This is a genomic window from Prevotellamassilia timonensis (assembly GCF_021531665.1).
Classification (GTDB): domain Bacteria; phylum Bacteroidota; class Bacteroidia; order Bacteroidales; family Bacteroidaceae; genus Alloprevotella.
Genome location: NZ_JADYUH010000039.1, coordinates 1 through 25,192, shown reverse-complemented (window position 1 = coordinate 25,192; position 25,192 = coordinate 1). Strand labels below are relative to the sequence as shown.

The 25,192-nt window shown below is 47.4% G+C and carries 18 protein-coding genes, 2 tRNA genes and 1 pseudogene; 8 read left to right on the top strand and 13 right to left on the bottom strand.

Annotated features, from left to right (window positions below):
• Nucleotides 1-160 precede the first annotated feature (160 nt).
• Nucleotides 161-1,322 (top strand): annotated as a pseudogene (locus tag I6E40_RS07430) (IS1380 family transposase); the annotation flags it as partial.
• A gap of 561 nt (nucleotides 1,323-1,883) precedes the next feature.
• Nucleotides 1,884-2,939 (top strand): WG repeat-containing protein, encoded by a 1,056-nt coding sequence (locus I6E40_RS07425; protein WP_235386406.1) that lies wholly within the window; start codon nucleotides 1,884-1,886, stop codon nucleotides 2,937-2,939.
• A gap of 526 nt (nucleotides 2,940-3,465) precedes the next feature.
• Here the strand turns inward: I6E40_RS07425 and I6E40_RS07420 are convergent.
• From I6E40_RS07420 to I6E40_RS07410, 3 genes are all read right to left on the bottom strand, one after another.
• Nucleotides 3,466-3,548: transfer RNA gene (locus I6E40_RS07420), tRNA-Tyr, on the bottom strand.
• A gap of 30 nt (nucleotides 3,549-3,578) precedes the next feature.
• A complete protein-coding gene (gene ribH / locus I6E40_RS07415) occupies nucleotides 3,579-4,064 on the bottom strand; it encodes a 6,7-dimethyl-8-ribityllumazine synthase (protein ID WP_235386405.1) in 486 nt (161 codons plus the stop codon).
• Nucleotides 4,065-4,075: 11 nt separating this feature from the next.
• Complete coding sequence (locus I6E40_RS07410; protein WP_235386404.1) at nucleotides 4,076-4,783, bottom strand: tetratricopeptide repeat protein; 708 nt, start codon at nucleotides 4,781-4,783, stop codon at nucleotides 4,076-4,078.
• 261 nt (nucleotides 4,784-5,044) lie between these two features.
• On the opposite strand from I6E40_RS07410, the gene recF reads away from it, so the two are divergent.
• Nucleotides 5,045-6,154, top strand: a complete 1,110-nt coding sequence (gene recF, locus I6E40_RS07405; protein ID WP_235386403.1) for a DNA replication/repair protein RecF — start codon at nucleotides 5,045-5,047, stop codon at nucleotides 6,152-6,154.
• Nucleotides 6,155-6,192: 38 nt separating this feature from the next.
• Entirely contained in the window at nucleotides 6,193-6,483 is a 291-nt protein-coding gene (locus I6E40_RS07400; RefSeq protein WP_235386402.1) for a DUF721 domain-containing protein, read from the top strand.
• Nucleotides 6,484-6,757: 274 nt separating this feature from the next.
• On the opposite strand, the gene I6E40_RS07395 is transcribed toward I6E40_RS07400, so the two are convergent.
• The 3 genes from I6E40_RS07395 to I6E40_RS07385 all read right to left on the bottom strand — a co-directional run bounded on the left by I6E40_RS07395 (nucleotide 6,758) and on the right by I6E40_RS07385 (nucleotide 9,105).
• Complete coding sequence (locus tag I6E40_RS07395) at nucleotides 6,758-7,105, bottom strand: hypothetical protein (RefSeq protein ID WP_235386401.1); 348 nt, start codon at nucleotides 7,103-7,105, stop codon at nucleotides 6,758-6,760.
• A 53-nt stretch (nucleotides 7,106-7,158) separates the two neighbouring features.
• Nucleotides 7,159-7,884 (bottom strand): hypothetical protein, encoded by a 726-nt coding sequence (locus I6E40_RS07390; RefSeq protein ID WP_235386400.1) that lies wholly within the window; start codon nucleotides 7,882-7,884, stop codon nucleotides 7,159-7,161.
• Between the two features lie 396 nt (nucleotides 7,885-8,280).
• The gene (locus tag I6E40_RS07385) at nucleotides 8,281-9,105 is read right to left on the bottom strand and encodes a DUF6591 domain-containing protein (RefSeq protein ID WP_235386399.1); all 825 of its coding nucleotides are present in this window, start codon (nucleotides 9,103-9,105) and stop codon (nucleotides 8,281-8,283) included.
• A gap of 338 nt (nucleotides 9,106-9,443) precedes the next feature.
• Between I6E40_RS07385 and I6E40_RS07380 the strand changes: the two genes are divergently transcribed.
• Both I6E40_RS07380 and I6E40_RS07375 read left to right on the top strand, forming a co-directional pair.
• A complete protein-coding gene (locus I6E40_RS07380) occupies nucleotides 9,444-10,619 on the top strand; it encodes a serine/threonine-protein kinase (RefSeq protein WP_235386398.1) in 1,176 nt (391 codons plus the stop codon).
• Entirely contained in the window at nucleotides 10,591-11,163 is a 573-nt protein-coding gene (locus I6E40_RS07375) for a hypothetical protein (protein WP_235386397.1), read from the top strand. The genes I6E40_RS07380 and I6E40_RS07375 overlap by 29 nt, the downstream gene beginning before the upstream one ends.
• 189 nt (nucleotides 11,164-11,352) lie before the next feature.
• On the opposite strand, the gene I6E40_RS07370 is transcribed toward I6E40_RS07375, so the two are convergent.
• Nucleotides 11,353-13,602, bottom strand: a complete 2,250-nt coding sequence (locus I6E40_RS07370; protein ID WP_235386396.1) for an inorganic phosphate transporter — start codon at nucleotides 13,600-13,602, stop codon at nucleotides 11,353-11,355.
• Nucleotides 13,603-13,923: 321 nt separating this feature from the next.
• Nucleotides 13,924-16,356 carry a TonB-dependent receptor plug domain-containing protein gene (locus I6E40_RS07365; RefSeq protein WP_235386395.1) on the bottom strand — a complete coding sequence of 811 codons (2,433 nt, stop codon included), beginning with the start codon at nucleotides 16,354-16,356 and terminating at the stop codon, nucleotides 13,924-13,926.
• A 292-nt stretch (nucleotides 16,357-16,648) separates the two neighbouring features.
• Between I6E40_RS07365 and I6E40_RS07360 the strand changes: the two genes are divergently transcribed.
• Nucleotides 16,649-16,723, top strand: a tRNA-Pro gene (locus I6E40_RS07360).
• Nucleotides 16,724-16,843: 120 nt separating this feature from the next.
• Here the strand turns inward: I6E40_RS07360 and I6E40_RS07355 are convergent.
• The 4 genes from I6E40_RS07355 to I6E40_RS07340 all read right to left on the bottom strand — a co-directional run bounded on the left by I6E40_RS07355 (nucleotide 16,844) and on the right by I6E40_RS07340 (nucleotide 22,149).
• Nucleotides 16,844-18,751: a glycosyltransferase family 2 protein gene (locus I6E40_RS07355; RefSeq protein WP_235386394.1), complete on the bottom strand. Its 1,908-nt coding sequence runs from the start codon at nucleotides 18,749-18,751 to the stop codon at nucleotides 16,844-16,846.
• A 9-nt stretch (nucleotides 18,752-18,760) separates the two neighbouring features.
• Nucleotides 18,761-19,576 carry a glycosyltransferase gene (locus tag I6E40_RS07350; RefSeq protein ID WP_235386393.1) on the bottom strand — a complete coding sequence of 272 codons (816 nt, stop codon included), beginning with the start codon at nucleotides 19,574-19,576 and terminating at the stop codon, nucleotides 18,761-18,763.
• A gap of 131 nt (nucleotides 19,577-19,707) precedes the next feature.
• Nucleotides 19,708-20,007: a hypothetical protein gene (locus tag I6E40_RS07345; protein ID WP_235386392.1), complete on the bottom strand. Its 300-nt coding sequence runs from the start codon at nucleotides 20,005-20,007 to the stop codon at nucleotides 19,708-19,710.
• A gap of 474 nt (nucleotides 20,008-20,481) precedes the next feature.
• Nucleotides 20,482-22,149 carry a TlpA family protein disulfide reductase gene (locus I6E40_RS07340; RefSeq protein ID WP_235386391.1) on the bottom strand — a complete coding sequence of 556 codons (1,668 nt, stop codon included), beginning with the start codon at nucleotides 22,147-22,149 and terminating at the stop codon, nucleotides 20,482-20,484.
• A gap of 167 nt (nucleotides 22,150-22,316) precedes the next feature.
• On the opposite strand from I6E40_RS07340, the gene I6E40_RS07335 reads away from it, so the two are divergent.
• Nucleotides 22,317-22,529 carry a hypothetical protein gene (locus tag I6E40_RS07335; RefSeq protein WP_235386390.1) on the top strand — a complete coding sequence of 71 codons (213 nt, stop codon included), beginning with the start codon at nucleotides 22,317-22,319 and terminating at the stop codon, nucleotides 22,527-22,529.
• Here the strand turns inward: I6E40_RS07335 and I6E40_RS07330 are convergent.
• Nucleotides 22,496-24,586, bottom strand: coding sequence for a reprolysin-like metallopeptidase (locus tag I6E40_RS07330; RefSeq protein ID WP_235386389.1), 2,091 nt, complete (start codon nucleotides 24,584-24,586; stop codon nucleotides 22,496-22,498). The genes I6E40_RS07335 and I6E40_RS07330 overlap by 34 nt on opposite strands.
• Nucleotides 24,587-25,192: the final 606 nt, after the last annotated feature.

The window sequence follows — 25,192 nt, the reverse complement described above, 5'->3', positions numbered from 1 at the left end:
TTATTAGTTATATATCGTTAATGCAACTCATTGAATTTTAGACGATTAAATGTATAATTAACTAAGTATTGTTTATATAATTTGTATATGGAAAAGATAAAAATAGGTTTCCCTGATGGAAATGGTGTGCTAGGAGAAATTGATTTTTGGAACAGATATACTAACTACTCATTTGATGAGCCACCTCTCGCTTCACCCGACACTTCGCACATGCAGTGCCGACACGATTCTCAGAGTCATAAAGGAACTGACTCAGGAAAACATATCATATACATCAGATACAAGCAAGACCTATGACTTCAACACGGCAGACAACCTGAACACGCTGCTCATGAACAGTCTGTTTGCGACTGGGCAGTTGAAGGAAGGAGAAATGTATGATGTTGACTTCGACCACCAGTTCATAGAGACAGAGAAGTATGATGCAAAGCCTACATACAAGAAGTTCCTTGGCTACCGTCCAGGTGTGGCTGTCATTGGCGACATGATTGTCGGCATTGAGAACCGACGAACGAAGCAAGAGCAGAGACAAAGCTTGCTTTGGCTATGCCTTGCGAGGAGAAGGAAGCCCAAAGGGCAGCTGCGACGGCAACACTAACGTTCGTTTCCACCAGAAGGACACACTGAGCAGATTCTTTGAGAGACTTGAACGGAAAGGGCTGGCCGTCAATCGTTTCAGGGCAGACTGCGGTTAATGCTCGGACGATATTGTGGAAGAAGTTGAAAAACACTGCAAGACCTTCTATATCCGTGCCAACCGCTGCACTTCGCTCTATAATGACATCTTTGCTCTCAGAGGCTGGAAGACGGAGGAGATTAATGGCATTGAGTTTGAGCTGGCCTCCATTCTCATCGAGAAAAGGAAAGGGAGGGCATACCGTCTTGTAATCCAAAGGCAGAAGCGAATTGACGGTGAGCTTGACCTGTGGGAAGGCGAATACACCTACCGCTGCATCCTTGCAAATGACTACGAGTCTTCCGAGAAAGAGATTGTCAAATTCTATAACCTCCGTGGAGGGAAGGAACGCATCTTCGATGACATGAATAACGGATTCGGCTGGAACAGGCTTCCAAAATCCTTCATGGGAGAAAACAAGGTGTTTCTTCTGCTTACGGCAATCATACGCAACTTCTATAAATTCATCATGGCGAGGCTTGACGTGAAGAGGTTCGGACTCAAAGCAACAAGCCGCATCAAGGCATTTGTCTTCAGGTTCATCTCGGTGCCGGCCAAATGGATAAAGACATCAAGGCAGTATGTCCTGAATATCTATTCATGCAACAATGTTTATGCTGATGTGTTCCTGAATGACTTTGGATGACACCGAAAACTTATGGTCGTGATTTTGCGTATTGCCTCAAGTCGCATGGTGGGGTAAGGGGCATTATATGTCTTTATGATGACATTCGATGCACTCTGTGCCCCCTTCCTTTTACTAATGATACAGATTATTTTCGCTTCTGTATCATATTAGGCGCGTAGTTGCGGATTTGAGGATAAACATATAATGGCCATTCACCTATGTCCTTGATAAATCATCGTAGGCGTAGTGCTAGATGGCATGGAGCGAGCCAAAAAGTGGGACAATTAGCGGACCCTCTTTTCTTAGACCGAATAGACATACAGGCGCAAATAGAGGCAGACACATCGACCGGTTGCGTCTATTGCTATGAGCCTTCTCTAATCGGAAGAAATCCTGAAGAAAACAAAAAAGATTCGTTGCTTTCTTCAAGAGTACCATGTACAGCTCGTCTTTCTGAGCCCTATGGTGAAGGTTTTCAATGATGACTTTACTGTTAATGCGACTGCAAGCGTAATGTTTGGCATGACATTTTAACAACAGAAATTACAAAAAGTAATAGTGTTTACACATAGTGAAACAATGTTAGGAATTGAGTTTGCACATATAGATTCTAAATGGATGCTATTAGATAAGACCGGTAAAGTAGTAAAGAACTTTGGCTGCATCGATGCATATACGCTTTTATCTGTGCTTGTCGTCAATAATGATGGACTATACGGACTGATAAATTTGGATGGGGAATTTATACAACAATGCGAATATTTAAGCATCACTCAACCTTTTTGCAATAGAGGAAATAATAATGAAAAGCATGATGTCCTTCTACTGCAAGACCAAAAGTATAAATATTGGCTCAGCGATAAGAACGGAAATATTGTAACTTCTAGAGGATATAGCAAAATAGGTATAAACTATCCTCATTATTATCATTTCAGCAATGAAAGCTACAACGGAATGATTGATTTATATGATCGTATACACCCACTTAGTTTAACGAAAACAGAAAGCTATCATGGATTATTTGATATGGTAAATATTCATGAAGTAGTTCCTGCAATCTATTTTCCTGGTCCACCAGATAGTATTCCATTTGACGGTATTTATGCCGATGGAATACCTGTTCATGATAAATCAAACGGTATCATGAGATGCAAAATGGTAGATAGCAAGGGTAACGATTTAATCCCTTTTGAAGAAGGCTACACCGATATAGGTAAAGTTCCGTGGAGTGTAGATGGGTATTTGATATACGCCCAGAAGAATAACAAATACGGATATATAAACATTGATGGAGTCGTGAAAATACCATTCAAATACGATGTTGCTAAAGAATTTCAAAGTGGTTTTGCTATTGTCGGATATGGTGATCCGAATCAATGCTATGGTGATGGACTTCTCTACGGAGTGATAGATCAACATGACAGATTAGTCATTCCTGTCATGTTTAGTTGCATTTTACGCGTACACATTATTGACGACAAGGTATTTGTATATGCACAATTGCCTAACACAAGGAATGAATTCTTTATTTATGGTGAGAATAAAAAAGTGTGTAAAGTAGCAGAAAATGTATCTCTTCGAGAAGGACACAATGAGAATCTTACATGTATAGATGGTGAAATTAGAAAGAAATAAGGATATGGAAGAGAAAGACGAAAAGAGACAGCCCATAATCATTGAGACTGTTTTATTATTCAAATAAGCAACTGTCTATGAAGAAGTCAATCAGAGGAATCAGTTTCTATAAAAAAAGACCAGTATAAAACCATATCAGACTTAGAAGAATATGGATTCTTATTAAAAAGTTTACGTGGCAAGCTGAAGAAGAACTCATATATAGAATATACGGAATCAGAAACACCTTATACAGCTAAATATTATATTCTATATTCTACATCGCAAGATTTTTCAAAATATTCTATCCTTAATGCACATTTGTATGCACGGTATGTCGTAGGGGGATTCTATTCTACGATATTTAGTAATAAAAGAGAAAAAACAATAAAGTACATTCAAGAGTATATTTCTAATTTTTGGACAGATCCAGGCATTATAATTGGCCAAAGTCATTATATTCCCAAAAAATAACTTTGGCAATCATGCATCCACTTGCTAAAAATGTGTCACCGTTGATGGTGACACATTCTTTTTTATTTGCGTGTGGGCAAAGATGGATTCGAACCACCGAAGGCGTACGCCAGCAGATTTACAGTCTGCCCCATTTGGCCACTCTGGTATTTGCCCAAGCCTTTTTTAGTGTTGCAAAGGAAAGAATTATTTTTGATATTTCCAAGCGTAGTCCACCATTTTTATGGCTGTGACTGCAAATTCCTTTCCTTTTTGGAGTTTCACTCTTTCTTCTGCCTGCTCGTTGTTGTTGACGGTGAGCAGTCCGAAGATGACGGGGATGTCTCCCTTTGCGTTGAGTTCGGTGAGTCCTTGTGTGACGCCTTGGCAGATATAGTCAAAGTGCGGCGTGTCACCTTTGATGACGCATCCGATGGCGATGATGCCGTTGACGTGTCCGAATTTGGCGAGTTGGGCTGCAGCATAGACGAGTTCAAAACTTCCGGGGACTCGGTTGATGGTGATGTTCTGCTCTGCCACTCCGTTTGCCACGAGTTCGCTGACAGCCTGTTCGAGCAAGGCGTCGGTGATGTGGTTGTTCCATTCGGTGACGATGATGCCGAAGCGCATCTCGTAGGCATCGGGAATGGGAGTGGTTTGGTTCTCAGCGTAAGAGAAGGTGCTTGAGGACATGGAGAGCGGAATTATTTGCTGAGTTTATCGATGTACTTGTCAATCATGGCGTCCATCACGACGTTACCTTGCTGCTGACGAGAGCAGAGCGGTGCGGTGGGATAGTCAGCCTTGATTTGCTGATAGATTTCCAGAGCCTCGTTGTTTTTCTTTTGGCTTTCGAGGAGCACGCCTGCTTGGAAGAGATATTCAGCGCAGAGTGCGGGCACGTCAGTTGCCTTGGCTGCTTTCTTGAAGGTGTCGATGGCTTTGTCGATTTGTTTGTCGGAGGCGTAGCAGTTGGCGAGTGCGAAGAGAGCCTGTGCAGAGACGGTGTTGTCGCCCTTGGGGCTGAACTCTTCGAGACACTTGATGGCTTCCTTGGTTTTGCCGAGTTGGTAGTTGCAGAGACCTGCCTGATAGTAAGCGAGGTTTCCGGCATCGGTGGAAGCATATTTGTCAATGATGGCTTGCAGGCCGAGCGTCTTGCCCTCGCCTTTGAGAGCGTGCTCAAAGTCCTGCTTCATGATGTAGTTCTGCATGACGATGCCCAAGAGCTCCTGGGCTTTTTCTTCGCGCGGCTTGGAGTAGCCGTAGATATAGGCGAAGATACCGCCGACCACGATGACGATGGCTGCTGCGGCGATGATGATTTTCTTTTTGTACTTGGTGATAAATGCTTCAGACTTTGCGATGCTGTCGTTCACATCCAGCGTTTGTTTGTTGTTTTTAGCGCTCATTTTTATGATTTTTGTTTTGTTTGTTTCCAATTTTTGCTCGTTGGGCGGCGTAATTCCGCAAAGAAGCGGGGCAAAATTACGATTTTCCCCCAAGTTGATAAAGTATTCCGCTGATTTTTTTGAACCTAAGACTGTTTTGAGAGCGTTTTGTTGTGCGCTTCAGTCGTAAACCCTAATTTTGCTTACGCTTATCTAAGGTTTGTTCTATATATTATGGAATAGAACCTAATTTTTTAGCCTCCTTCTATTATCCTTCTTTTCATGTATCTCCGCGAACTGACCATCACCAACTATCGAAACATTGAGGCTGCCTCGCTCTCGTTTTCTCCTTTCATCAACTGTTTTGCCGGCGACAACGGGATGGGCAAGACCAACGTGTTGGACGCCATCTATTTCCTTTCCATCTGCCGCGGTCACATCGCGGTGCGCGATGCCGACAACCTGCGTCACGGGGCTTCGTGTTTTGTCATTGAAGGAGACTATGAGTTTGACAATGGCGGGCAGCACCACGTCTTTTGCGGCTACAAACAAGGCGGGCGGAAAACCGTCAAGACGGACGGCAAGGATGTCAAGAAACTGTCTTCTCACGTCGGCCAGATTCCGTTGGTGATGATTTCTCCCGATGATTCTGAATTGATTACGGGAGGCAGTGAGTGTCGCCGAAACTTCATGGATGCCGTGCTCATTCAACACGATGCCGCCTATCTTGACGCGCTCATTCGCTATGAGCGTTCCCTCAAACAGCGCAACTCCCTGCTGAAACAGGAGGAAGGTTTCGATGCCGGACTCATGGACGTGCTGGAGGAAATGATGGATGCCGACGCGGCGAAAATTTATGAAGCACGCGAAAAGTTCGTGCAGGATTTCGTGCCGCTCTTCTTGAAAGTCTATCGTCAACTTTCCGGTGTGGAAACGGAAGAAGTGGGCATCGTCTATGAAAGTCACGGCAGTCGCGGTCCGCTACTGAAGTGGCTGCGCGACTGGCGCGAAAAAGAGTGCATCGTGGGCTATTCGCTCCATGGACCGCACAAGGATGACCTGCTCTTTCAACTGCAAGGACACGCGGTCAAGCGGGAGGCTTCGCAAGGGCAGCAAAAGACTTTTTTCATTGCGTTGAAATTGGCGCAATATTTATATTTAAAGGAACGAGGAGAATATCGCACGCCCTTGCTTCTGCTTGACGACTTGTTTGACAAATTGGATGCAGGGCGCGTGGAGTGTCTGATTCGTTTTGTGTCGCAGACCGATTTCGGACAGATATTCATCACCGACACGAGCCGCGTGCATCTTGAAGCGATTCTCCCGAAAATCGGACGACCTTATTTTTTGTTTGACGTGAAGAACGGCGTGGTTCTTCCGCAGATGGCATAAGGCGGTTCAACCCATTTTTTAAACGCTTCGGAAATCAGATGGAAAGAAGAAAAGAAGAAACTTTGTCGAACGTGTTGCTCCGCTTTTTGCGCATGCAGGGTTTGGAGACGCCGCTGGCGGAGCATCGTCTGCTTCAGTCTTGGGAGACGGTGGTCGGAAGGATGGTGGCTGCGAAGTCACGCGACCTTTTCGTGAAGGGACAGTGTCTTCATGTGACACTTTCCTCTCCCGTGCTTCGCAGCGAACTGACCATGCGCAAGACGGAACTGGTGCGTCTGCTGAACGAAAAAGCCGAAGCGAACGTCATCAACGACATCGCGTTTCATTGAGGAATCCACGCGGAGAAGGTGCAGAAGCCTCGCTCCATGAATGCACATTTTGTGTGGAACACGAATCACGCAAACTGAGCGAATGCTTGTATAACCAATGATGCGAGAAGAAAAAGAAGGTATCGTCAACATGTAGTTTTATGACGACACCTTCTCTCAACAAGAATATGTTCCTTGAATTACATTCGTGAAATTATCACGGGCTTGGAACATGCTCAAAGTCGTAAGCAGCCTGAAAGTTGTATATTTTCGGATGCTTACGCAAAAGCACAGATTACTTTTTTTCGCAATAATCTATCGCACAATCAGGGGTGCAAAATACCATAAAGAACCAGTGATTGTCAGTAGTAGCCTTTTTTAATGCCTCAGTCCATGCATCATAGGCTTCCTTTACGTCCTCGTCTTCGAGCGCTTTTTGCCAATCTGAATCTTCTTGAGTTATCTCATAAAGCCTATGCATCAACTTGTCATGGATTCTATCGCAATCATCATTACTGGTTGCGGTTTCCAATTCCTTAGTTGCCTCCTCATAGGCACTAATAAAGTCACCACTTGTTGATGAACAAGACACCAACATCACTAAAGCAACAAGCAGAGTTTGAAAGAAAACGAATTTTTTCATAGTGGTTTGAAAGTTTTTTTTGTTTGAAAGTTTTTGGGTTTGAGCGGTATTCCTTATGATTTAAGACATACAAACTTCTCTAATTTTCCATTTTTGAAGTAAAAACGGACGTAGGGTGTGTCAACGTTTGCTTCATAGTAATAGTCTCCGTTCGATTTGTAGCGTTTGCGAGTTCCGATAGATAGTAGATCATACACCATATATTCCCCTTTTTTTCTGCCTCCACTGAGTCTGCCAGGCTCTTTATCTTTTATTAATTTAGTCCGCAAAGCATCCACACTCAATCCTATTATATTATCAGTCATATAATTTGTCCCTTCCGGAGAAGCGGTTAACGTGAGAACCCACTCACCATTTTTTGATTGTCCAAGAGCGTTTTTTCCACAAGGCTGATTCCCGTATGTTATAAAATACATCTCTGCTGGCATACTTTTACCATATATATTGTCGGCATAAGCCAGCATCAACCATTTGCTTGACCAAGAGCACGTACCTTCAAGTATTTGGGGTTTCCCATTTTCATCGCAATCTTTTGATTCAAATCTATATTTGAGAATTATGGTAGTGCCTTCTTCGCCAAAATCAAACACTTGGAATTCTGCGTAACTTTTATTCGGATTAAGTTGAAGACCTGGATTTTCTTTATCATCAGGACAAAGATAGAAACTGATATTCTTTCTAACTTTAAAATTAGTTTTGATAAACTTTTCCTGAGCATTAACGCCCAAGGGTATGGCAACAAGTAACAGTGTTGCTAATAGGAATCGGAACTTTCTCATTGATTAAGATATTAAGTAATTCTCAAAAAATAACCTGCATCATCTTTGAAAATCTTTTCGGTCCATATTTCCTCCCTCATCAGTCACATAGCTACGGCTATGCTCCTTCTTCGGGTGAAAATCTGACCTCGAAAATCTAATTCAAATCTGACGCAAATTATTATTTTCATATTACTAAAAAGGGGGGTCTAAAAATTACGGGATAAACAACATTCAAAAGAAAGTGCTTACGCTTTGGTTGTTTCTTGTTTCTTAGCGCGCCCTTTGTTAAGTTTCGTCAGTTACATAGTTCACTATGCTCCTTCACCAACAAAAGTTTATCTCTAAGAAATAAAATCATCTTACCCTAATTTTTAGAACACCCCATTAACGGTTAAGGAATACTTGTGAATAATGCTATTTCTGTGCTACCTTTAGCATCTTTGCGGTTATTGCAGTGTAGCGAGCCACCTGTGAGGCAGACATTGAACCTTTAGCACTTTCCATCTTATCACCAAACTCCTGAGCTTTACTCAAGAGAGCCGGATATTCAGTTAAGGCAGTCATATCGCCAGCAGATGCTTTCTTCAATAAAGCGATGTATTTGTCCACATACTCCTCGTAGGAATCTAACATTGCATCCCAATCCTCAGAAGAACTGTCGGCTAAATCTCCATCTACCGTGGTTGTGTCGTTGGAAGATGCATCTGCTTCTGTATTTGAAGATTTAGCCTTATATTCTACAAATTTTGCATAACTAGATGATGGTTTAATGAGGATATAGGCTCCTTCTTTGACGATTTTTTTCCATTCTTCTTGATCGTCGGGCGTCATTTCCGATACCTTTGCACTTCTTTTCATTTGAGCTCGAATAGTTCCGGCATTAAGGATATGTTCATAATCTTCATTATCAGAGTCATAGGTATCTTCAATATAATAGTAGGGAAGCGAAGCAATTTTGGTGTGATTTTCATCAAGTACTTCAACTTCAAGACTATAACTGTAGTCGGAAGCAACAGATTTGCTAACCTCTAATGCCAATGAAGATGTGATTACTTTGCAATCTACACCATCCTCTTTTTCGTCTGTCATTTTGACAACCACTTCCTGGTCTTTCACCGTAACAAACTCAGATAAGCCGCCAAGTTCTGTTTCAACTTTGAGCGTGACGCTGTTATCTTCACTACATGAAGCAAAACACATCGAAAGAGCTGCAAGCGATAAATACTTTAATACTTTCATTTTTTTAATTTTTAAATTAAACATTTGGTTAATAATGAATTTATTTCTACAAAAAATCAGATTTAGTATTAGGTGAATTTGTGCTTATATTTCTTCTTTGGCGCAAATGTAGAGCAATAGAACTTATGTGTTTTGTTCCATTTTATCTCTTTTCTTATTTTCATTATGCCTTGTTTCTTTTTGTTTACCTATTTTTCCTTTTACACAGATATTACTAATTTTGCGATATGCAACAGGATTATGACTCGTCGGCTTCAGGCTACCTGATGGATTCATTCGAAGGAATCAGTAGGAAGTTTACGGATGTGACTATCGTCAACACATCGGACGTAAACATAGTGGCAAAAGCCAAACGCTATGGGCGTTGGTGGTTGCTAAAGGGTTTGAACCAGCAGGTTGCTAATGAAACCGCCTATATACAACGGCTTAGAAAAGAACTCGAATTGCTCATGCAATTGGAGCATCCTTTTGTAGTGTCCACAGTCGGTCTGGAAATGGTAGAAGACTTTGGCAACTGCATTGTGATGGAATATGTGGAAGGCACGACGCTGAAAGAATGGCTAAAGGAAAATCATGCTTTCAAAGATCGCAGAAGAATTGCGATTCAGTTAGCGGAGGCAGTAAACTATATACATTCTAAAGGGATTGTTCATCGCGACTTGAAGCCGGAGAATATTATTGTCACAAAAAATGGCAACCACATAAAGCTGATAGACTTCGGGCTTGCCGATACCTGCAGTTACGCCATTTTGAAGCAACCGGCGGGAACTCTTCAGTATATGTCACCGGAACAAATGCAAACGTCTGTGGCAGATGTGCGGAACGACATTTATAGTCTTGGTGTTGTCTATAGCAAAATGAATCTGGGATATGGTTTTAAGCATATTATAAAGAGGTGTCTGAAGCCGATAGAACTTCGATACCGAAATGTGTCAGAATTGCTGGATGCCATCCGGAATAGAGATAAAAACAAAACAAGATTTGCATGGGTTGCTATTGTATTACTGGTTGTGGGCACGGTTTTCATAGTTATAACCCAATCCCTCAGAATAAACGAACTCAGACAACAGTTGAGCAGCAACAAACAGCAACAAATGGGGGTTCACGACACAGTTTCATCGCTGAATGCCCGTCTGGAGCGAGTTACGGCTGCTCACATGGAATTGTTGCAAAAACAACAGGCTCAAGAGGCAGAGAGAATGAGAGTCGATAATGCCATCGCAAATGGGAAGAAAGTTATCGACAATGCCATGAAGAGCACCGGCGTTATGCATCATCTCGACACACTAAAATCTTTAGTCAATCTGAATATAGAACTTTTCAACAGGATTCATGAAAGCAGTGCTGCCTATAATCGCTATCTAATGGAAATTAGGGGGAATTTCTCGGAAAACGAGATGGCAGAAATCACAAACGCCCTCGTCGTTTATGACGGCAATCTGACAACGAAAATATTGAATCGATATAATCAACTGAGAAAAGACTATGATAAATCAATTATGCAAAGAAATTGAAGCAGCCCTCAATCAAAAGATAAAGACGCCCAAAGACTTCATCTTTTTGCGAGAAACTATCTATTCACGACTGCACGTGCTCGTCAGCCGAACCACGTTGATGCGCATCTGGGGATATTTGAGCGAAGACGTTACACCCAGAGTTGGCACGCTTTCTATTTTGGCTCAATTCTTGGGTTATCGCAACTGGGAAGACTATTGCAGAAATGCTGTTGCGCCGAAGGAGCAACAGAGCAATCCCGTTTTGAACAGGCGACTGAGCGTGACTTCTGCCTTAGACCCCGGCGATTGCATTCGTCTCACATGGCAACCGGACAGAGTGTGTGACGTGGAGTATTTAGGCAATCTTATGTTTCGAGTCATTGCATCTCAAAATACTCGCTTACATAAAGGCGACACCTTCCAATGTAGTCTGATAATAGAGGGGGAGCCCTTATATCTTGACAACCTCATACAAGACAACGCTCATGCTATAGCCTACGTTTGTGGGAAGAAATCGGGAGTCAGATATGAGTTACTTTTGTCGCAAACATCCCAAGAATAGCACTGAGACCTGTTAGAGATAATTGAAACGCGCAATCGTCGAGGAACGATTGCGCGTTTCAAACTTTAGGTTCTATTTTGGACAATATGTCTCAAAACATGAAGGGATGTTCTAAAGACTCCGGCTATAGGCGTGCGACAACAGGTTCACGCCTGTTCGATTATTGATTTTGTTTGCGTTTGGGATTTCTCACTGCGTTTGGAAACGCTTGGAGGCGCGGAGCAGGTGGCGCGTGATACTGATGATTTCCTGGGTCTCTTGGAGTGTGGAGAGATAGAGGAGGTCAATCTTCAAGTTCTGTTCATCGCGCTGGATGCGGTCCTGCTGCTCGTGGCGAATCTGAGAGATGCGACTTTTGATGGCATTGCCTTCCACAAGCACTTCATCGACGCCGTTAAAGTTACCGCTTGTGATGAGCCTGTGGGTCTCTTCGAGGAATTTGTCAACCGCATTGCAGATGGGAATGAACTCATCGACGTAGGCTTGCGGCATGGGATTGAAGTTGTTGTCCACGTGTTCCAAGCACGGTTCAAGCATGCGTTTGAGACCGTAGATGATTTGCGTGATGCTGTTGCATCCGAGGTGGAACCAGGTGTTTTTCTCCACAGCCTGCATGTAGTCAATCTTTCGCATGCCGAGGATTTCTTTTCTTCTGTAGCGTTTCCAGATTCCTTTTTCTTCATCAATTTCGTGGTGTGCGGCGCGCAGTTCCTTCATGTTGTCGTGCATGAGTCCCTGGCTGATGTGCCTAAAGGCAGAGCGGGTGAAGACGAGAACATCGCCCTGAGTGGTTCGAACGTGAGTGGAAAGGAGTTCCCAAACCATGGATTTGTCGTGTGTGCGGACAATTTGGCGGAAGAGCGTGTCCACTCCTTCTTCTTCGCGTTTCTGTTTGAACCTGCGGTTGTTGCTGATGATGACAAATGCCACGAGTGCGACCACGAGAATCATGGCGATGACTCCTCCGAAGTGGTTGAGCATGGCGATGAGGAAGCAGACGATGAAGGCAGCGCCGGCGGTGATGAACCATCCACCGATGACGGTGATGACGCCGGTGATGCGATAGACTGCTGTTTCGCGGCCCCACGCTCGGTCTGCGAGAGAAGAACCCATGGCAACCATGAAGGCGACGTAGGTGGTGGAGAGGGGGAGACGGAAGGTGGTACCGATGACGATGAGCAGACCCGCCAAGACGAGGTTGACGGAAGCACGAACTTCGTCGAAGGCGGCTCCTTCTTCAAGCATGATGGCTTCCTGTTCGAATCGTTTGTCAATCCAGTTGGAGAGGCGTTTCGGAATGAAACGGTTCATGGTGGAGGTGATGGTCAGCACGCTTCTCACGGTTCTTCGTGCGATTTTGGAGGAACTGAAAACTTCTTCTCCTTCATCCTGGCGTGAGAGGTTCACGGTGGTCTCGACCACTTTGTGCGCCTTCTTGGACGTGCAGATTGCGACGGTCATGATGACGCCGGCGCCGATGAGGAACCATTGTTTTCCGGGCAGTTGGCTTTCTCCGGCAAGCACGGAGACGATGTAGTTGTCGGCAGGTGTACCGTTGCCGTTTTGGTTGAAGTCCAGGAAGGATTCGAGTCCGGCGAGAGGTGTTCCGATGAAGTTCACCAAGTCGTTTCCTGCGAAAGCCATGGCGAGTGAGAATGTGCCGAAAAGCACGACGATTCGGAAGATGTTCACTTTCAGCAGGTGCAGGATTTCCATCAACACGGTCATGATGGAGAAAGTAATCAGAAGGATGGCGACTTTGTGTGCGTCAATCCATTCCGGAGTCCAGCCGATGTTGTGCAGCACGTTGCTGGAGCGCAGTCCGCTTGTAATGAGGAAGTAGAAGATGCTGGTGACGCCGATGCCGCCGAAGATGGCGACACTGTAGCGCAGGTGTTTTTTATATTCAAAGGTAAAGACAACACGTGTGAGCCACATGACAATCAAGCCCACGACAAAAGCGATGGCGACGGAGAGGAAGATGCCGATGATGACGGAAAGCGCTTTGTCGGTGTTGATGAGTTGTGCATAGGGCATTCCCGCGCTGACCATTTTTGAGAAAGCGAGTGCCGTGCTACCTCCGAGCAAGCCGAAGACCATGGAAACGGTTGTGGAGGTCGGCATTCCCAACGTGTTGAAGATGTCCAGGAGGATGACGTCAGTCGCCGCGACGGCAAGGAAGATGCACATGACGTCATCAAGGGTGTAGTAGAGCGGGTTGAGGATTCCGTGTCGGGCGATGTCCATCATTCCGCTGGAGGTGCTTGCTCCCACAAAGATGCCGATGGCGGCGACGAGAAGGATGGTGCGGAACTTGGCAGTTTTTGCGCCGACTGCCGGGCTGAGAAAGTTGACTGCATCGTTTGCGACGCCCACGGAGAGGTCAAAGGTCGCAAGGATGATGAGAAAGGCGAGAATGCCTACGTAAAAGAAATCCATAATTTCAATGAGAAATGGGTTTGATTTGGGGAGCGGTGATACTGTTTCCCGCTTTACAAGTGCTGCAAAATTAGCGGTCAGTCTTCATATTACCAAAAATTTCATAAAGTATTCACTTGTTTGTAATGGATTTCTTTAAGAGCCGTTCTAAACTTTGAGGAATAAGAAGCGTTCAAAAATGGACTCGCTTTGAGGGCGTGGTTTAGTAGGACGTGATTTAAGCAAGCAAGCAAACAAGCAACCAAAAATCCAAAGCGGTGACGTTCGAGCCACGGCTTTGGATTTTCTGTGTGATGTTTGGGTTTTCGTGCGTGCGCTTTTTCAGAACTCAATGGTGAAGCGGGCGTTGATGAGTCTTCCGGTGAGGTAGTTGGGTACGGCGAACTGTGTGCCTTCAATGTCTGTGACCCAATAGTAGGAATTCACGTTGTCAATTCCGAGGAGGTTGAAGCAGTCGAGTCCGAACCAGAGGTTTTTGATGGCTTTTCCGATGCCTCGTGTGATGTGTCGGTCTTCGTTTTTGATGACACGGTAACTCATTCCGATGTCCACGCGCTTATAAGCCGGTGCGCGGAATTTCTGTTCGGAGCGTTCGCTGCGTGATGGTCCGAAGGGCAGTCCGTCGGCAAAAGCCGCTTTCAGTTGGAAACGCCAGCGTGTGGTGCCGGGGAAATAGTCTGTGAAGAAGAGTGAGACGTTGTAGAGTTGGTCCGTGGGGCGCGGAATCCATTCCCCGTTGATTTTTTCTTTGGAGCGCATCAGCGAGAGCGTCACCCAGGAGTCTGTTCCCGGGACGAACTCTCCGAAAAGTTTGAAGTCGATGCCCATGGCATAACCCTTCGCCATGTTGCGTCCGTAATAGACGAGGCGGAGGTTATCGACGGTGTAGGGGATGAGGTTAGAGAGCGCCTTGTAGTATGCTTCCGTGGTGAACTTGAATGGTCTTCCTGCCATTCGGAAGGCATAGTCTGCTCCGAGGACGAAGTGGATGGAGCGTTGCGATTTGATGTTTTTGTTCAGCACGACGTTGGCGACGCCTGCTGCGTTGAGTGTGGTGTCTTTCAACTCTTTATAGAAAGGTGCCTGGTAGTAGATGCCGGTGGCAAAGCGGAAAGTCCAGTTGTCTGTGAAGGCAGGCATGAGTCCGACGGAGACTCTGGGTGAGACGATGGTTTCTTTGTTCCAGTCCCAGTGGCTCAGTCTGATGCCGTAGGTCAGGTTCCACAAGCCCGTTTTTGCTTTGATGCGCCAAGTGTCCTGTACGTAGAAAGAGAGGCGGTTGGAGGACATGTCCGTTTTGGAGCGCAGGCTATAGACCATTCTCAACACATTGGGGTCATAGGGTAGGGAATAGCCCATGGAGTCTCTCAGTTCCCACTCGCGAGCATTTTCTTTTACTTTCTCGTGTCTTAGGTCGATGCCGGCGAGAATGGTGTGGGCAGTGATTTTTGTTCGGAAGCGGAGCGAGCCTGTGACGACGCCTCCGTTGAGTCGGTTTCGTGCGTGTTCCATGTAGGTTCCGACGCCGAGTTGTTCTTGGTCGGTGGCTTCGTTGAGCCAATACTCTCCGCTGATGTCATAGGTTTCCTGTTCGCGCGTCGAGAAGGCAGAGCACTGGAGTGCGAGGAAGGTTTCGGGATTGAAGTGTCGGGTGATGGTGGCAGCGCCGAAGTAAGTCCTGAAGAAGTCCTTTTCTTGTCCGTCAAAATAGACGAGGAAGGTTTTCGGGTCGTTGATGGTTCCGAACTTCGTTTCTCGGTTTTCAGGGATGAAGCGGTAGGTGTTGTCGGAGATGTTTCCGAGTACGTCAAACGACCAGCGTTTGTTGGGTCGCCAGGAGAAGAAGGCTTGATAGTCCAAGAACCTGGGTTTATATTCCGCCTCCGTGTCGGTGGTTCCCATGAGGTAACTTGTTGTTTTGTAGCGCAGTGAGGTCATGAGTGAGACCTTGCTGTTTCCCCAGCCGATGTAGCCGCCTGCTCCGAGGAGCGAGGCACTGACCGATGCCTCGAGTTTTTCCGGTCTTTTGTAGGTGATGTCCAACACGGACGCCATTTTGTCTCCATAGCGCGCCTCAAATCCGCCGGAGGAGAAGCCGATGCTTTGCACCATGTCGGGGTTGATGACGGAAAGTCCTTCCTGCTGCCCGGAGCGCACGAGCATGGGGCGATAGATTTCCACTCCATTGATATACACGCAGTTCTCGTCGAAGGAGCCTCCGCGCACGTTGTACTGTGAGGAGAGTTCGTTGTGTGTGCTGACGCCTGCTTGTGTGGCGATGAGTTCCTCGACCGCGTTGCCCGTGGTGGAGGGTGAAAGTTTCATGTCTTTGGGAGTGATGCGCTGCATGGTTCCCGTTTGGATGCCGACTGAGGTCACCTCTGCCGTCCCGAGGGTTCCGCCCGTCAGCGGGAGCAGACTGACGTCGAGGCGTATGCTGTCGCCGGGGTTGATGAGCAGACGCTTGCGTGTGCCGTAGCCAATCATGGAATAGACCACCTGCACGCTGTCTTGGCTTTCGCACCAGAGCGAGTATTCTCCCTTGAGGTTTGCCAGCGTCATGACGCCTTGCGCTTTCACTTGAATGGTCGCCAGTTCGATGGGTTTTCCTTCCGAGTCTTTGACGATGCCGAAAACCCTCGTGCGTCGGTTTTGTGCAGCGAGGGGTAGGGCGAGGAGCAGGGAAAGGAGCAGGAGGAAGATACCCGCTTTGGGAAAGTGAGGGGAAATATGTGGAAAGCGCAGTGTGTTCATAATTATTCAAACGTTTGCGACGACGTTTTATTGTAGGGGCTTTCCTTAAATTTTTGTGATGATAATTCCTCATGGTAACACCTCGGTGACACTCCCGTGACGCTTCCCATGACACCGTCACCAGACTAAATGGTCCCTATCGTTTTGATAAATCTCGTCCCGTCTTATAGGGGGACTATGTTTGTCCGTTGCAAATAAAACGGGGGAAGGGCGGTGTTTTCGGATTTTATTGCTACTTTTGCACTGCCTTAGGCAAAACACAGCGTTTTTTCAAGGCGAAAACATTTTGAATCGGGGCGTAGCGCAGTCCGGTTAGCGCACCTGCTTTGGGAGCAGGGGGTCGTGGGTTCGAATCCCGTCGCCCCGACAAAAGAACACCGTTCAACCACTTTTTCTGGTGAGTTGAACGGTGTTCTTTTTGTGCTTATGTGTCGCAGTTTTGCCAAGAGTTTCTGCGAGCCGACCGTTTTGCAGAGTCCGCGGTGCGTCATCGTGTGACGAACAAGCGGGCGAGCCGCCAAGCACCGCGTCCGCCTCGTGAGGTGTAGGCTCGGAAAAATGCAAGCGGGAGGCGGAGCGAACGGGGAACCTTGCTTCCGCAAGCGGCGGAGGCGCATTGCAGCGCACGACTCCAAAAACGCAGGGAGGCAGTTCTGCCACCTTCCCGCTGCAAAATGCCGGAGAGAAGGGCGTAGCGGAACGCCAAGGCGCGGCAGATTGAAGATGATTTTGGAGCGTCCATTCTTCCTTTCTTCTTTTCCCGACACAGATTGAGTACGCTATGCATGGCGACGTCAATGCCTCGGCAGGTGGTGAGGAAGTTCTTGCCCGTCAGGCTGTCGGGGTGCAGATAGATACGATGGTAGGCGCAGTCCCGCAGCCACAGCACTTTCCCGCCGCCAACAAGGACGCGGATGCCGAGTTCCCAGTCGTCCCATTCGCGAAGTTGCTCGTTCCATCCGCCGATGCGGCGCAGGAAGTCCGTGCGCACGAAAAGATTTTGTGTCACGAGTTGAGACATCAGAATCTGGTCGGTGGCGGATTCGTTGAACATGCTCTGACGTTGAGTCATTGAGCCGTCGGGGTGAACCATCACGGTGCGGAAGGCGATGACGTCGAAGTTTTGTTCGGCGTGCTCTTTCAGCGTCTGCTCCATCTGTTCAATGAATCTCGGCGAGAGTTCGTCGTCAGAGTCAAAGAAGTAGGTCCACAGTGTCTTGACTTCAGCCAGTCCGGCGTTGCGGGCAATGGCAGCGCCGCTGCGTGATTCCGAAAGAAGGAGAATGTCTTGCTCGGGGTGACGCCGCGCGAAATCTTCGCAGAGCGCACGGGAGCCGTCTTGGCTACCGTTGTCCACGAAAATCAGTCGAGCCGCCCGTCGCGTGGAGCGTTCCAAACTGAGGAGTGTGCGGGGCAGAAACTTTTCCCGGTTGAAATAGGGGATGACGATGGTCAGTTCCTCAAACTTGCCGCCGTCACAGCCGTTTGTTTCTTTTATACTATCGTCAGCCCTTTCCTTTACTTCCTTATTATATATAGGTGTCTCGTCCGGCTTGCCCTTTGCTTCCTTATTATATATAGGTGTCTCGTCCGGCTTTCCCGCTTTGGCAACTTTTTGAATGCCGAGGCACATGTTATGTGCGATTTCTTTTCTTTTCTCCCATGCGATGCCGCGCAGTTGCATCACCTGTGAGCAGAGGCGCAGCCATGCACCGACTTTTCCGTGGAGGATGCAAAGCACTGCGCCCTTGGCTTGTTGCACTTTAGCATCGGTCAGGAAGCGTCCTCCGGTCGTGGCGCCGTCGGTGCGCACGAGCGGCTGCGGAACGTAGATCATCTTCACGCCGCGTTTGACCGCCTCGTGGACAAAGACCTCCTCCTCACCGCAGCCGAGTTCTGCGCCCAAGCCGAATCGCTCGTCGAAGCGGGGCAGGTTTGCCTTTCGGCGCATGACGAGTTCCACGGAGCAGAAGTAGGTGCCGCGGGGGCGTGTTTCGTAGGCATAGGGGAAGGCGGGGTAGTTTCTCAGCGGCTTTCCCTCCATGGAGAGTGCTTGAAACTGAATCAGCCCTGCCGTCGGGTGTTTCTCGAAAGCGTTGCGGATGAGTTCGATGGCAGCGGTGTCGTAGCGGTTGTCGTCGTCGGTGATGACGAGCAGGTCAGCGGTGGCGTTTTCGAGCGCGATGTTTCTGCTGCGTGCCAGCCCTTTTCCGTTGTCCTCCACGATGCTGACGTCTTCCCTTTCTTTCAACTCAGCGGGCAGGGCGTCAGAGATGATGCCGTTGCGTTGCCAAACGACGACATAACTCACTCCCTCCATGGGCGGAAGCAGTACTTTCGCCGCCTGGGCAATTCGTTCGCCCAGCGTAGAGATGAGAAATTGAATGGTCAGCATGCGATTGATTTACTTTGCTTTCTCGGTGCGTTTCATGTAGCGTATGCCTTCCAGCAAGTGCGTGAACATTGGCAGGAAGTGGCAGTAGCCTTTTCGTGCGCCGCTGAGTGCGAAGCGGAAGCAGAGCCAGAACGCGGTGGCGCCGTGCTGATAGTAGGTGATGGCGCCGCGGCTTCTCTGCACGCCGGCATCGACATAGACCATGGATTTTTTGAGCATCGTGCTCGTTTCCACGATTTTCCGGGGAAAATATTGGATGGTGAGTCCGGCTCGCAGGGCGTCTTCGAGCCACACCTCCTCTTCGCCGCAGGTGAGGAATTTCGTGCCGAGTCCGAAGCGCTCGTCGAAGCGTATTTTCCCCTGCACTTTGTTGCGACGGCAAACCATCTCAAGTGCCGAGATGGTGTAGGATTTCGGCATGGATTTGATGACAAACTCCTTTTCGGGATAGTTCTTCAAGGGTTTCCCCGTATAGGTTGAAGCACAGAAACACGCGACATCAAGCCCCTCGTTTTCCACGAAAGGTTTGACGACCGTGTCAAAGGTTTCGGGCAGCAGGCGGGCGTCATCGTCGGCATACATCACCAAATCCGACGTCGCTTTGTCAAGCGCGAGGTTGCGGTTGGCAGAGAGTCCTTGTCCTTTGTAAATGTAGAGCGACACGTCGGGGCGTGAACGCAGCACGTCCGGAACGAGGTCAAGATATCGCTCGTCGGTGTATTGGTAGGAAACTACGTAGTGCAAGCCCTCGCGGGGAGGAAGCAACACGTCCTGAATGCGGACGATGCCTTTGTTCAGCGAACAGATGAGTATGTCCAGTGTCATGGGGAAATGAGATGGTATTATGTTCGGTTAGAGTACTTATTTCTTAAATATGCGTAAAACGCACGTTCTTAGTTCTTTCCTTTTCTTTGAAAAAGCATTCCTTTTCAAAGAAAAGTGGCTTCGTTTCGCGTTCACGCCTCTTGTCCGGCTTCGTTCGAAGCAAGGACATAGATGGGCATTCTCGGTGTTCCGGCGTTGCGAATGATGCCTTTTTCGCAGAAGGAGTTCAGCAGGCGTGACGCAGTCGTTCGTTTGCAGCACCAGATGTGCTCGGCGTCGGTGCGTCGCAGGAAGGCGTTTTGTCGGAGGAAGGCAACGAGTCGCTCCTCTTGGTCCTGCGGCAGTTCGTCCCACTGCACAGTGCGCGGGTTCTGCGTGCGCACTCCTAAGGAAAGAGCGACGAGTCCTAAGGAAAGAGCAACGAGTCCCAAGGAAAAAGTGAGTGAATCCGAGACAGTTGCCACATTCCTTATTACAAAATTAGGAAGACGGCGTTTAATGAACAAAAAAAACTGAAAAATTTTACGCGTGAAGGCAAAAATAATTTTAGTAATCCTCCAAAAATAACCTGCATCATCTTTGAAAATCTTTTCGGTCCATATTTCCTCCCTCATCAGTCACTACGGCTATGCTCCTTCTTCGAGTGAAAATCTGACCTCGAAAATCTAATTCAAATCTGACGCAACTTATTATTCAAGGGGTGTTCTATAAATTAGGTTGAGTTGATTTTTGATTTCTTAGAGATGAACTTTTGTCAGTTGAGGAAGGAGCATAGCGGGCTATGTGACTGACGAAACTTACAAAAGGGCGCGCTAAGAAGCGAAAAGCGACCAAAACGTAAGCACTTTCTTTTGAACGTTCCTTATTCCGTAATTTATAGAACACCCCTCAATATAGTATGGTTTCTATTTCAGCAATTCGTCAAGTTTTGCTGCAGTGGGTGGAACATTCTTCTCTACAATATTACCGTTCCTGTCAATAAGTAGTGTGAAAGGAATGGCGTTAAACTGGAACTTGTTGGTGAGGAGATTCCATTCGTCGGAAGAGATAAAGATGTGCTCGCCCTGGATGTTGTTATCGGTGAGGAACTTCTCGCTTGGTTCACGTGGAGAGTCTTTTTCGTTGCAGATATAGAGGAAACGGACTGGAGTTTCTTTATATTGTTCAACGAGTGTACGCTGGTCGAGCATCCCCTTACGGCAAGGTCCGCATCCGATGCCCCAGAAGTCCATATAGATGACGTTGCCGGCATATTTCTCCTTCAGTGATTGAAAGAGCGAATCTCCCGGTGTAGGATTCGAAGCATCAATGCGAGCACTTCCTTCGCGCTCAATGACAAAACGGCGGTAGACGTCCACGGCATGGTGGCAGATGGAAGGGTCGGTAAACTGTGGAATTGCTCCAGCCAATTCCTCTGCCTTGCGAGTGAGGAAGCAGCCGTCAGAGCCCTCGAAGTCGAAGTCAAGGACGCGATGAAGCAAGCAGAGCTGCATCATGAAACCTGTATGGTCAAACTTGAAACGCGAGCGGATGCTGTCGCTGCACATGGAATAATAGTCTGCCACGGGAATCAAGCGTCCTTTATCGTATTCAAGCATCTCGCGGTGAAGCCCAGGGTCGTAGTTGTATGGCAAGATAAAATTTTCCTTGTAAGAGCCCAACTCGTCGGAGTCTGTTGACTTGCACCATCTTTCCATATCGTTTACCAGGTACAAGTATGCGTTGAGTACATAGAATTCCATATTGTTGACGACACCGCCGCCATCAGCTGCGAGGATCATCAATGGATTATCCATCAAATAGGACTGCCTTGCCGAAAGAAAATCGAAGAATGAGTCAGAGGAAATCGTCAGGGCTGGATTAGGCTTTCTGTCCTCGCTCCTTGTTCTCCACCACCACTGATGTAATGCCACAAGTGCTTGTTCCAGCGGCATGGCAAGGAGACTTGTTTTCAACACGTCCTTTGCGTAGTCTGAGCAGCCGTTTAGCAAGGTGATGGTGTCGGCATCTATGGCACTGGCTATTCGGTCGAGTTCCCTGACCTTGCGGTTTTTCCACTCCAGCATGAATTCACGGTTCATTTCCTCCCATGGCGTTCGTGTTTCCTTCGAAGCGAACTGAGTCTCCAACCGTGGCCAGACGCTGTTCACCTCGCCAGTGGCGCCACTGCCCGAGATTATTGTTTCATCCCCTGTGCCATTAATCAATAAATCCAAGGTGTCACCAACAGCGATAAAAGCAGGCGGAATTTCTGCACCACCGAAGTAAACCCATCCTGAATGCGGCAGACTAATCAGTTCAAGAAAAGAACCATCGGGTTCGATGTTAATCGTTCTGACGAACTCTTGATTCGAGAACAGGTCAGTCCCTGTCACATTGAAAGTTGAGGATCTGTGTTCCGTCCGATTGACAAAACGCCCCTTGACTATGGCTTTTCCTGCATGGAAGTGGTATTCATCTATGGCCCCCGATGGGTAGCCCTTGAGCCTTGCTTTAATTGCAGGCTTCTTCTCTCTTGCCATGCAGCAAGTAAAAGTCAATACTGCGAGCATTGCGGTGATGATTGTTTTCATATTTACTAAAGGAGTATTCTTATTTATCTAAAATCAGCACATTATGCTGTCTTTCCATGCCCAAAAGGTGTTCGGTAACTTTGCATCATGCAACTATTGTGCAAAACCGAACGCAGAAAACTTGCTTTATGCTGAGGTGCAGCCAATAGTCTATAAAATTCTCTTTTATGAATCAGCAAATTACCGAACAACAAGCCATTGAAGAGCGTAAAAAGTATGTGACCGCCTTCAATGATACAATGATTAAAGGGGTGTTCTATAAATTACGGGTTAAGGAACCTTCAAAAGAAATTGCTTACGTTTTCATCCTAATTTTTAGAACACCCCTAAAACCTGGAAGGAATGGTCATTTAAGTACCTTCTTGCCGTTGACGATATAGACACCCTTCTGTACCTTCTCTACACGGCGGCCTGAAAGGTCATATATTTCCGTTCCACGCTTTGACTTCATCCCCTCCGGGCGTTGGCCTTCGTGTTCCGTTTCCACGATGCCGGTGGCTTTATCATCAAAGTTGAGGTAAAGGGTACGTGCATTGCCCACATTCGCAGGTACACAGAGGTATGCCTTGTTGTTGTATACCTTGAAACCGCCATCCTTGCGGTAGAATCCAATTCTGTCATTCTCCACGGCGAGGACATAGGTGGTAAAACCACCGGGGACTTCCACCTCCTGATATTCATCCGTGCCCGCATAGCCATGCAACATGTTGCCTGTTATGGCAGGACCTTCTGCTGTAGCCTTGGTGAGGAGATGCTGTCCCTGCTTGCCACAGACTACAGCACCAGTTTGTGCAGGAATGATGCCGTCAGTGATGGATGTCATGGTAATAGTTCCTTCATCGCCGTTCATAGTCGGGGCGTTGGTTGCCACATAGGCAGTCATTCCGGCTGGGATGGTCATGGGGGCATTGGCGTAGAAAGTACCCATCTCATAAGTTCCAATATTGCAGATTGCAACGTCTTTCTCGTCAAATCCTCCTGTTACGGTGAAACTGCTGTTACTGTTGGGATCAAGTGAAGTCAGGGTGAAGGCTGAGCCACCTATCTCTTCCACCTTGATGATGCCGCCGTTCATCTGGCGGGTTGCTGTAGTGAAGTCCACATCCAACTTCCCGACATTCACCTTGGGCAGGTTTACGACGCATTTGCCATCGAGAGCCTTCACATCTTCGGCAAGAACATACTTGAAGGTCTTGCCATAGTCGGTGGAGAGGCTGATGCGCAAACGGCTGTCGGCGGTGAAGTAATTCTCGTTGACGCCCCACGATACAGTCACCTGCTCGCCTGCCGTGTACTGGCTCTTGGCTGGAGTGAGTGTAGCATTGAAGGCTGTGCCCCCAACTATCTGCACCTGACTATCCCAGATGGCATAGGTGCTGTAGAATGGATTTGCCTGCAATGCAGAGTAACTCCATGCTGTGCTTGGCACGTCGTTGACAAGTATGCTGAGTGCATAGTTGCCCGGCATCATTTTTGGCACATCGGTGCCATCCTTCAGGTAGAAATAGTCATCGTACATAATATCAGCAATGTAGGTCGGCTGGTAGTTGATGACATTGCTTTCCTGTGGTACGAACGAAGCAAAGTGGGGCATGAGGCCTCCCTCCACGATGTTGTCCACATTGGCACTGCTGCATCCTATGGCGGTGTAGAGCAACCGGTGTCCTTCGGCATCGGTAGCCTGCACGTCAATAGAAAGGCAGGCGCCTTGGGGAATGCGGTAGGTCTTCTGCATAGCCTCGGCATTGAACTTGGGGGCATTGTTGTCCACCTTGACATTTTTGTATGATGAGGTGCCTTTTGCCTTGTGGCGGATAGTCTTGATGGAGGGGTAGGCAAAAAAGCCATCACCGCCGTAGTCCATCAGACTGCCCTCGCCCGTGGTGGTATGCGGTGCGCCAAACATGTGTCCAAGTTCGTGGGCCACCACCCACTTGTCGGTCTTGGCATAGCAACTGCCCTTGGCACTACTTATATAGGCTCCGCCCTCGATGGCGAGACCGGAGTTCTCGGCATAACTTTTGCGATGGGTAACCCACATGCCCACATCGTAACTGCCTTCACCGATAGCATCGTTGATATAGTTCGTGCCGTTGCCGATTTCTGGGAGCACTTCGGACCTATCAAGGTCGTTGATATGCTCTGTCATCACTAATCGCTTGTCCATCACCACATCAAAGCACATGCCCAGCGGGACGAATACCTCGTTGACGAAATCCTCGCAGGCTTGCCAGAAAGGTATCACCTTGTTCTGATAATCATCATCGAAAAGCCCATAATCTCCCTGAAGGTCATTCTCGAATGCACTTACCGTCACGGGAATGGCCAGGCGATAGTAACGCAGTGTTCCGTCACCGGGGAGGGCATCTTCGGCATGCAATGCAGATGGTAGCAATAGAGTGGCTGCCAGAGCCACAGTGAATAGTTTCTTTTTCATAGGCTACGTCAGTTCGGGATAAGAAAGTTGTCTAAAAAACTATTGGTGAGTAAATACCCAATGCAAAATTAGTGTTTTATCTGAAATGCCATTCTAAATACAGAAAGAAAGCGTTTTAGCCTTTTAAAAAAGAATCTTTAAGGGGGCTTAGTGTGTAGGGTTTGGTCTGCATGTCCTGCATTCAACCCCACAGTTTAGAAGCGAAAACGCTCGAATGTAGGGTTTGACGTTGCCGCGTTTCAACCCTACACTATACGTAAATAAAAGGGGAAAACAAAAAACTATACAAACTATACACAAACCCTACATTTAACCCTGCATTACGCTGATTATCCGCGCGTTACAAAGTGTATAGTTCGCGCTTCAAACTATACACAAACTATACATTTACTATACACAAAACCCTACATTGAAGCGTTCAAAATCCTGCACGAAAGGTGGGAGTAAACCCTACACAGAACGCTACATTGAGGCGTTCAAAACCCTGCACGAAACGGAGCGCAAACCCTGCACTGCAACGGCGCGCAGTTTTACTTAGGTGCGCTCCTAGTTTTTCTTAGGTGCGCTCCTAGTTTTTCTTAGGTGCGCTCCTAGTTTTTCCTAGGT

Bases quoted from the DNA above. Each gene is read 5' to 3' on its own strand.
- I6E40_RS07400 (WP_235386402.1), top strand. From the start codon at position 6,193: ATGGAAAGAAGAAAAGAAGAAACTTTGTCGAACGTGTTGCTCCGCTTT.
- I6E40_RS07365 (WP_235386395.1), bottom strand. From the start codon at position 16,356: ATGAACACACTGCGCTTTCCACATATTTCCCCTCACTTTCCCAAAGCG.
- ribH (WP_235386405.1), bottom strand. From the start codon at position 4,064: ATGTCCTCAAGCACCTTCTCTTACGCTGAGAACCAAACCACTCCCATT.
- I6E40_RS07340 (WP_235386391.1), bottom strand. From the start codon at position 22,149: ATGAAAACAATCATCACCGCAATGCTCGCAGTATTGACTTTTACTTGC.
- recF (WP_235386403.1), top strand. From the start codon at position 5,045: ATGTATCTCCGCGAACTGACCATCACCAACTATCGAAACATTGAGGCT.
- I6E40_RS07335 (WP_235386390.1), top strand. From the start codon at position 22,317: ATGAATCAGCAAATTACCGAACAACAAGCCATTGAAGAGCGTAAAAAG.
- I6E40_RS07425 (WP_235386406.1), top strand. From the start codon at position 1,884: ATGTTAGGAATTGAGTTTGCACATATAGATTCTAAATGGATGCTATTA.
- I6E40_RS07395 (WP_235386401.1), bottom strand. From the start codon at position 7,105: ATGAAAAAATTCGTTTTCTTTCAAACTCTGCTTGTTGCTTTAGTGATG.
- I6E40_RS07355 (WP_235386394.1), bottom strand. From the start codon at position 18,751: ATGCTGACCATTCAATTTCTCATCTCTACGCTGGGCGAACGAATTGCC.
- I6E40_RS07375 (WP_235386397.1), top strand. From the start codon at position 10,591: ATGATAAATCAATTATGCAAAGAAATTGAAGCAGCCCTCAATCAAAAG.
- I6E40_RS07385 (WP_235386399.1), bottom strand. From the start codon at position 9,105: ATGAAAGTATTAAAGTATTTATCGCTTGCAGCTCTTTCGATGTGTTTT.
- I6E40_RS07390 (WP_235386400.1), bottom strand. From the start codon at position 7,884: ATGAGAAAGTTCCGATTCCTATTAGCAACACTGTTACTTGTTGCCATA.
- I6E40_RS07410 (WP_235386404.1), bottom strand. From the start codon at position 4,783: ATGAGCGCTAAAAACAACAAACAAACGCTGGATGTGAACGACAGCATC.
- I6E40_RS07370 (WP_235386396.1), bottom strand. From the start codon at position 13,602: ATGGATTTCTTTTACGTAGGCATTCTCGCCTTTCTCATCATCCTTGCG.
- I6E40_RS07350 (WP_235386393.1), bottom strand. From the start codon at position 19,576: ATGACACTGGACATACTCATCTGTTCGCTGAACAAAGGCATCGTCCGC.
- I6E40_RS07330 (WP_235386389.1), bottom strand. From the start codon at position 24,586: ATGAAAAAGAAACTATTCACTGTGGCTCTGGCAGCCACTCTATTGCTA.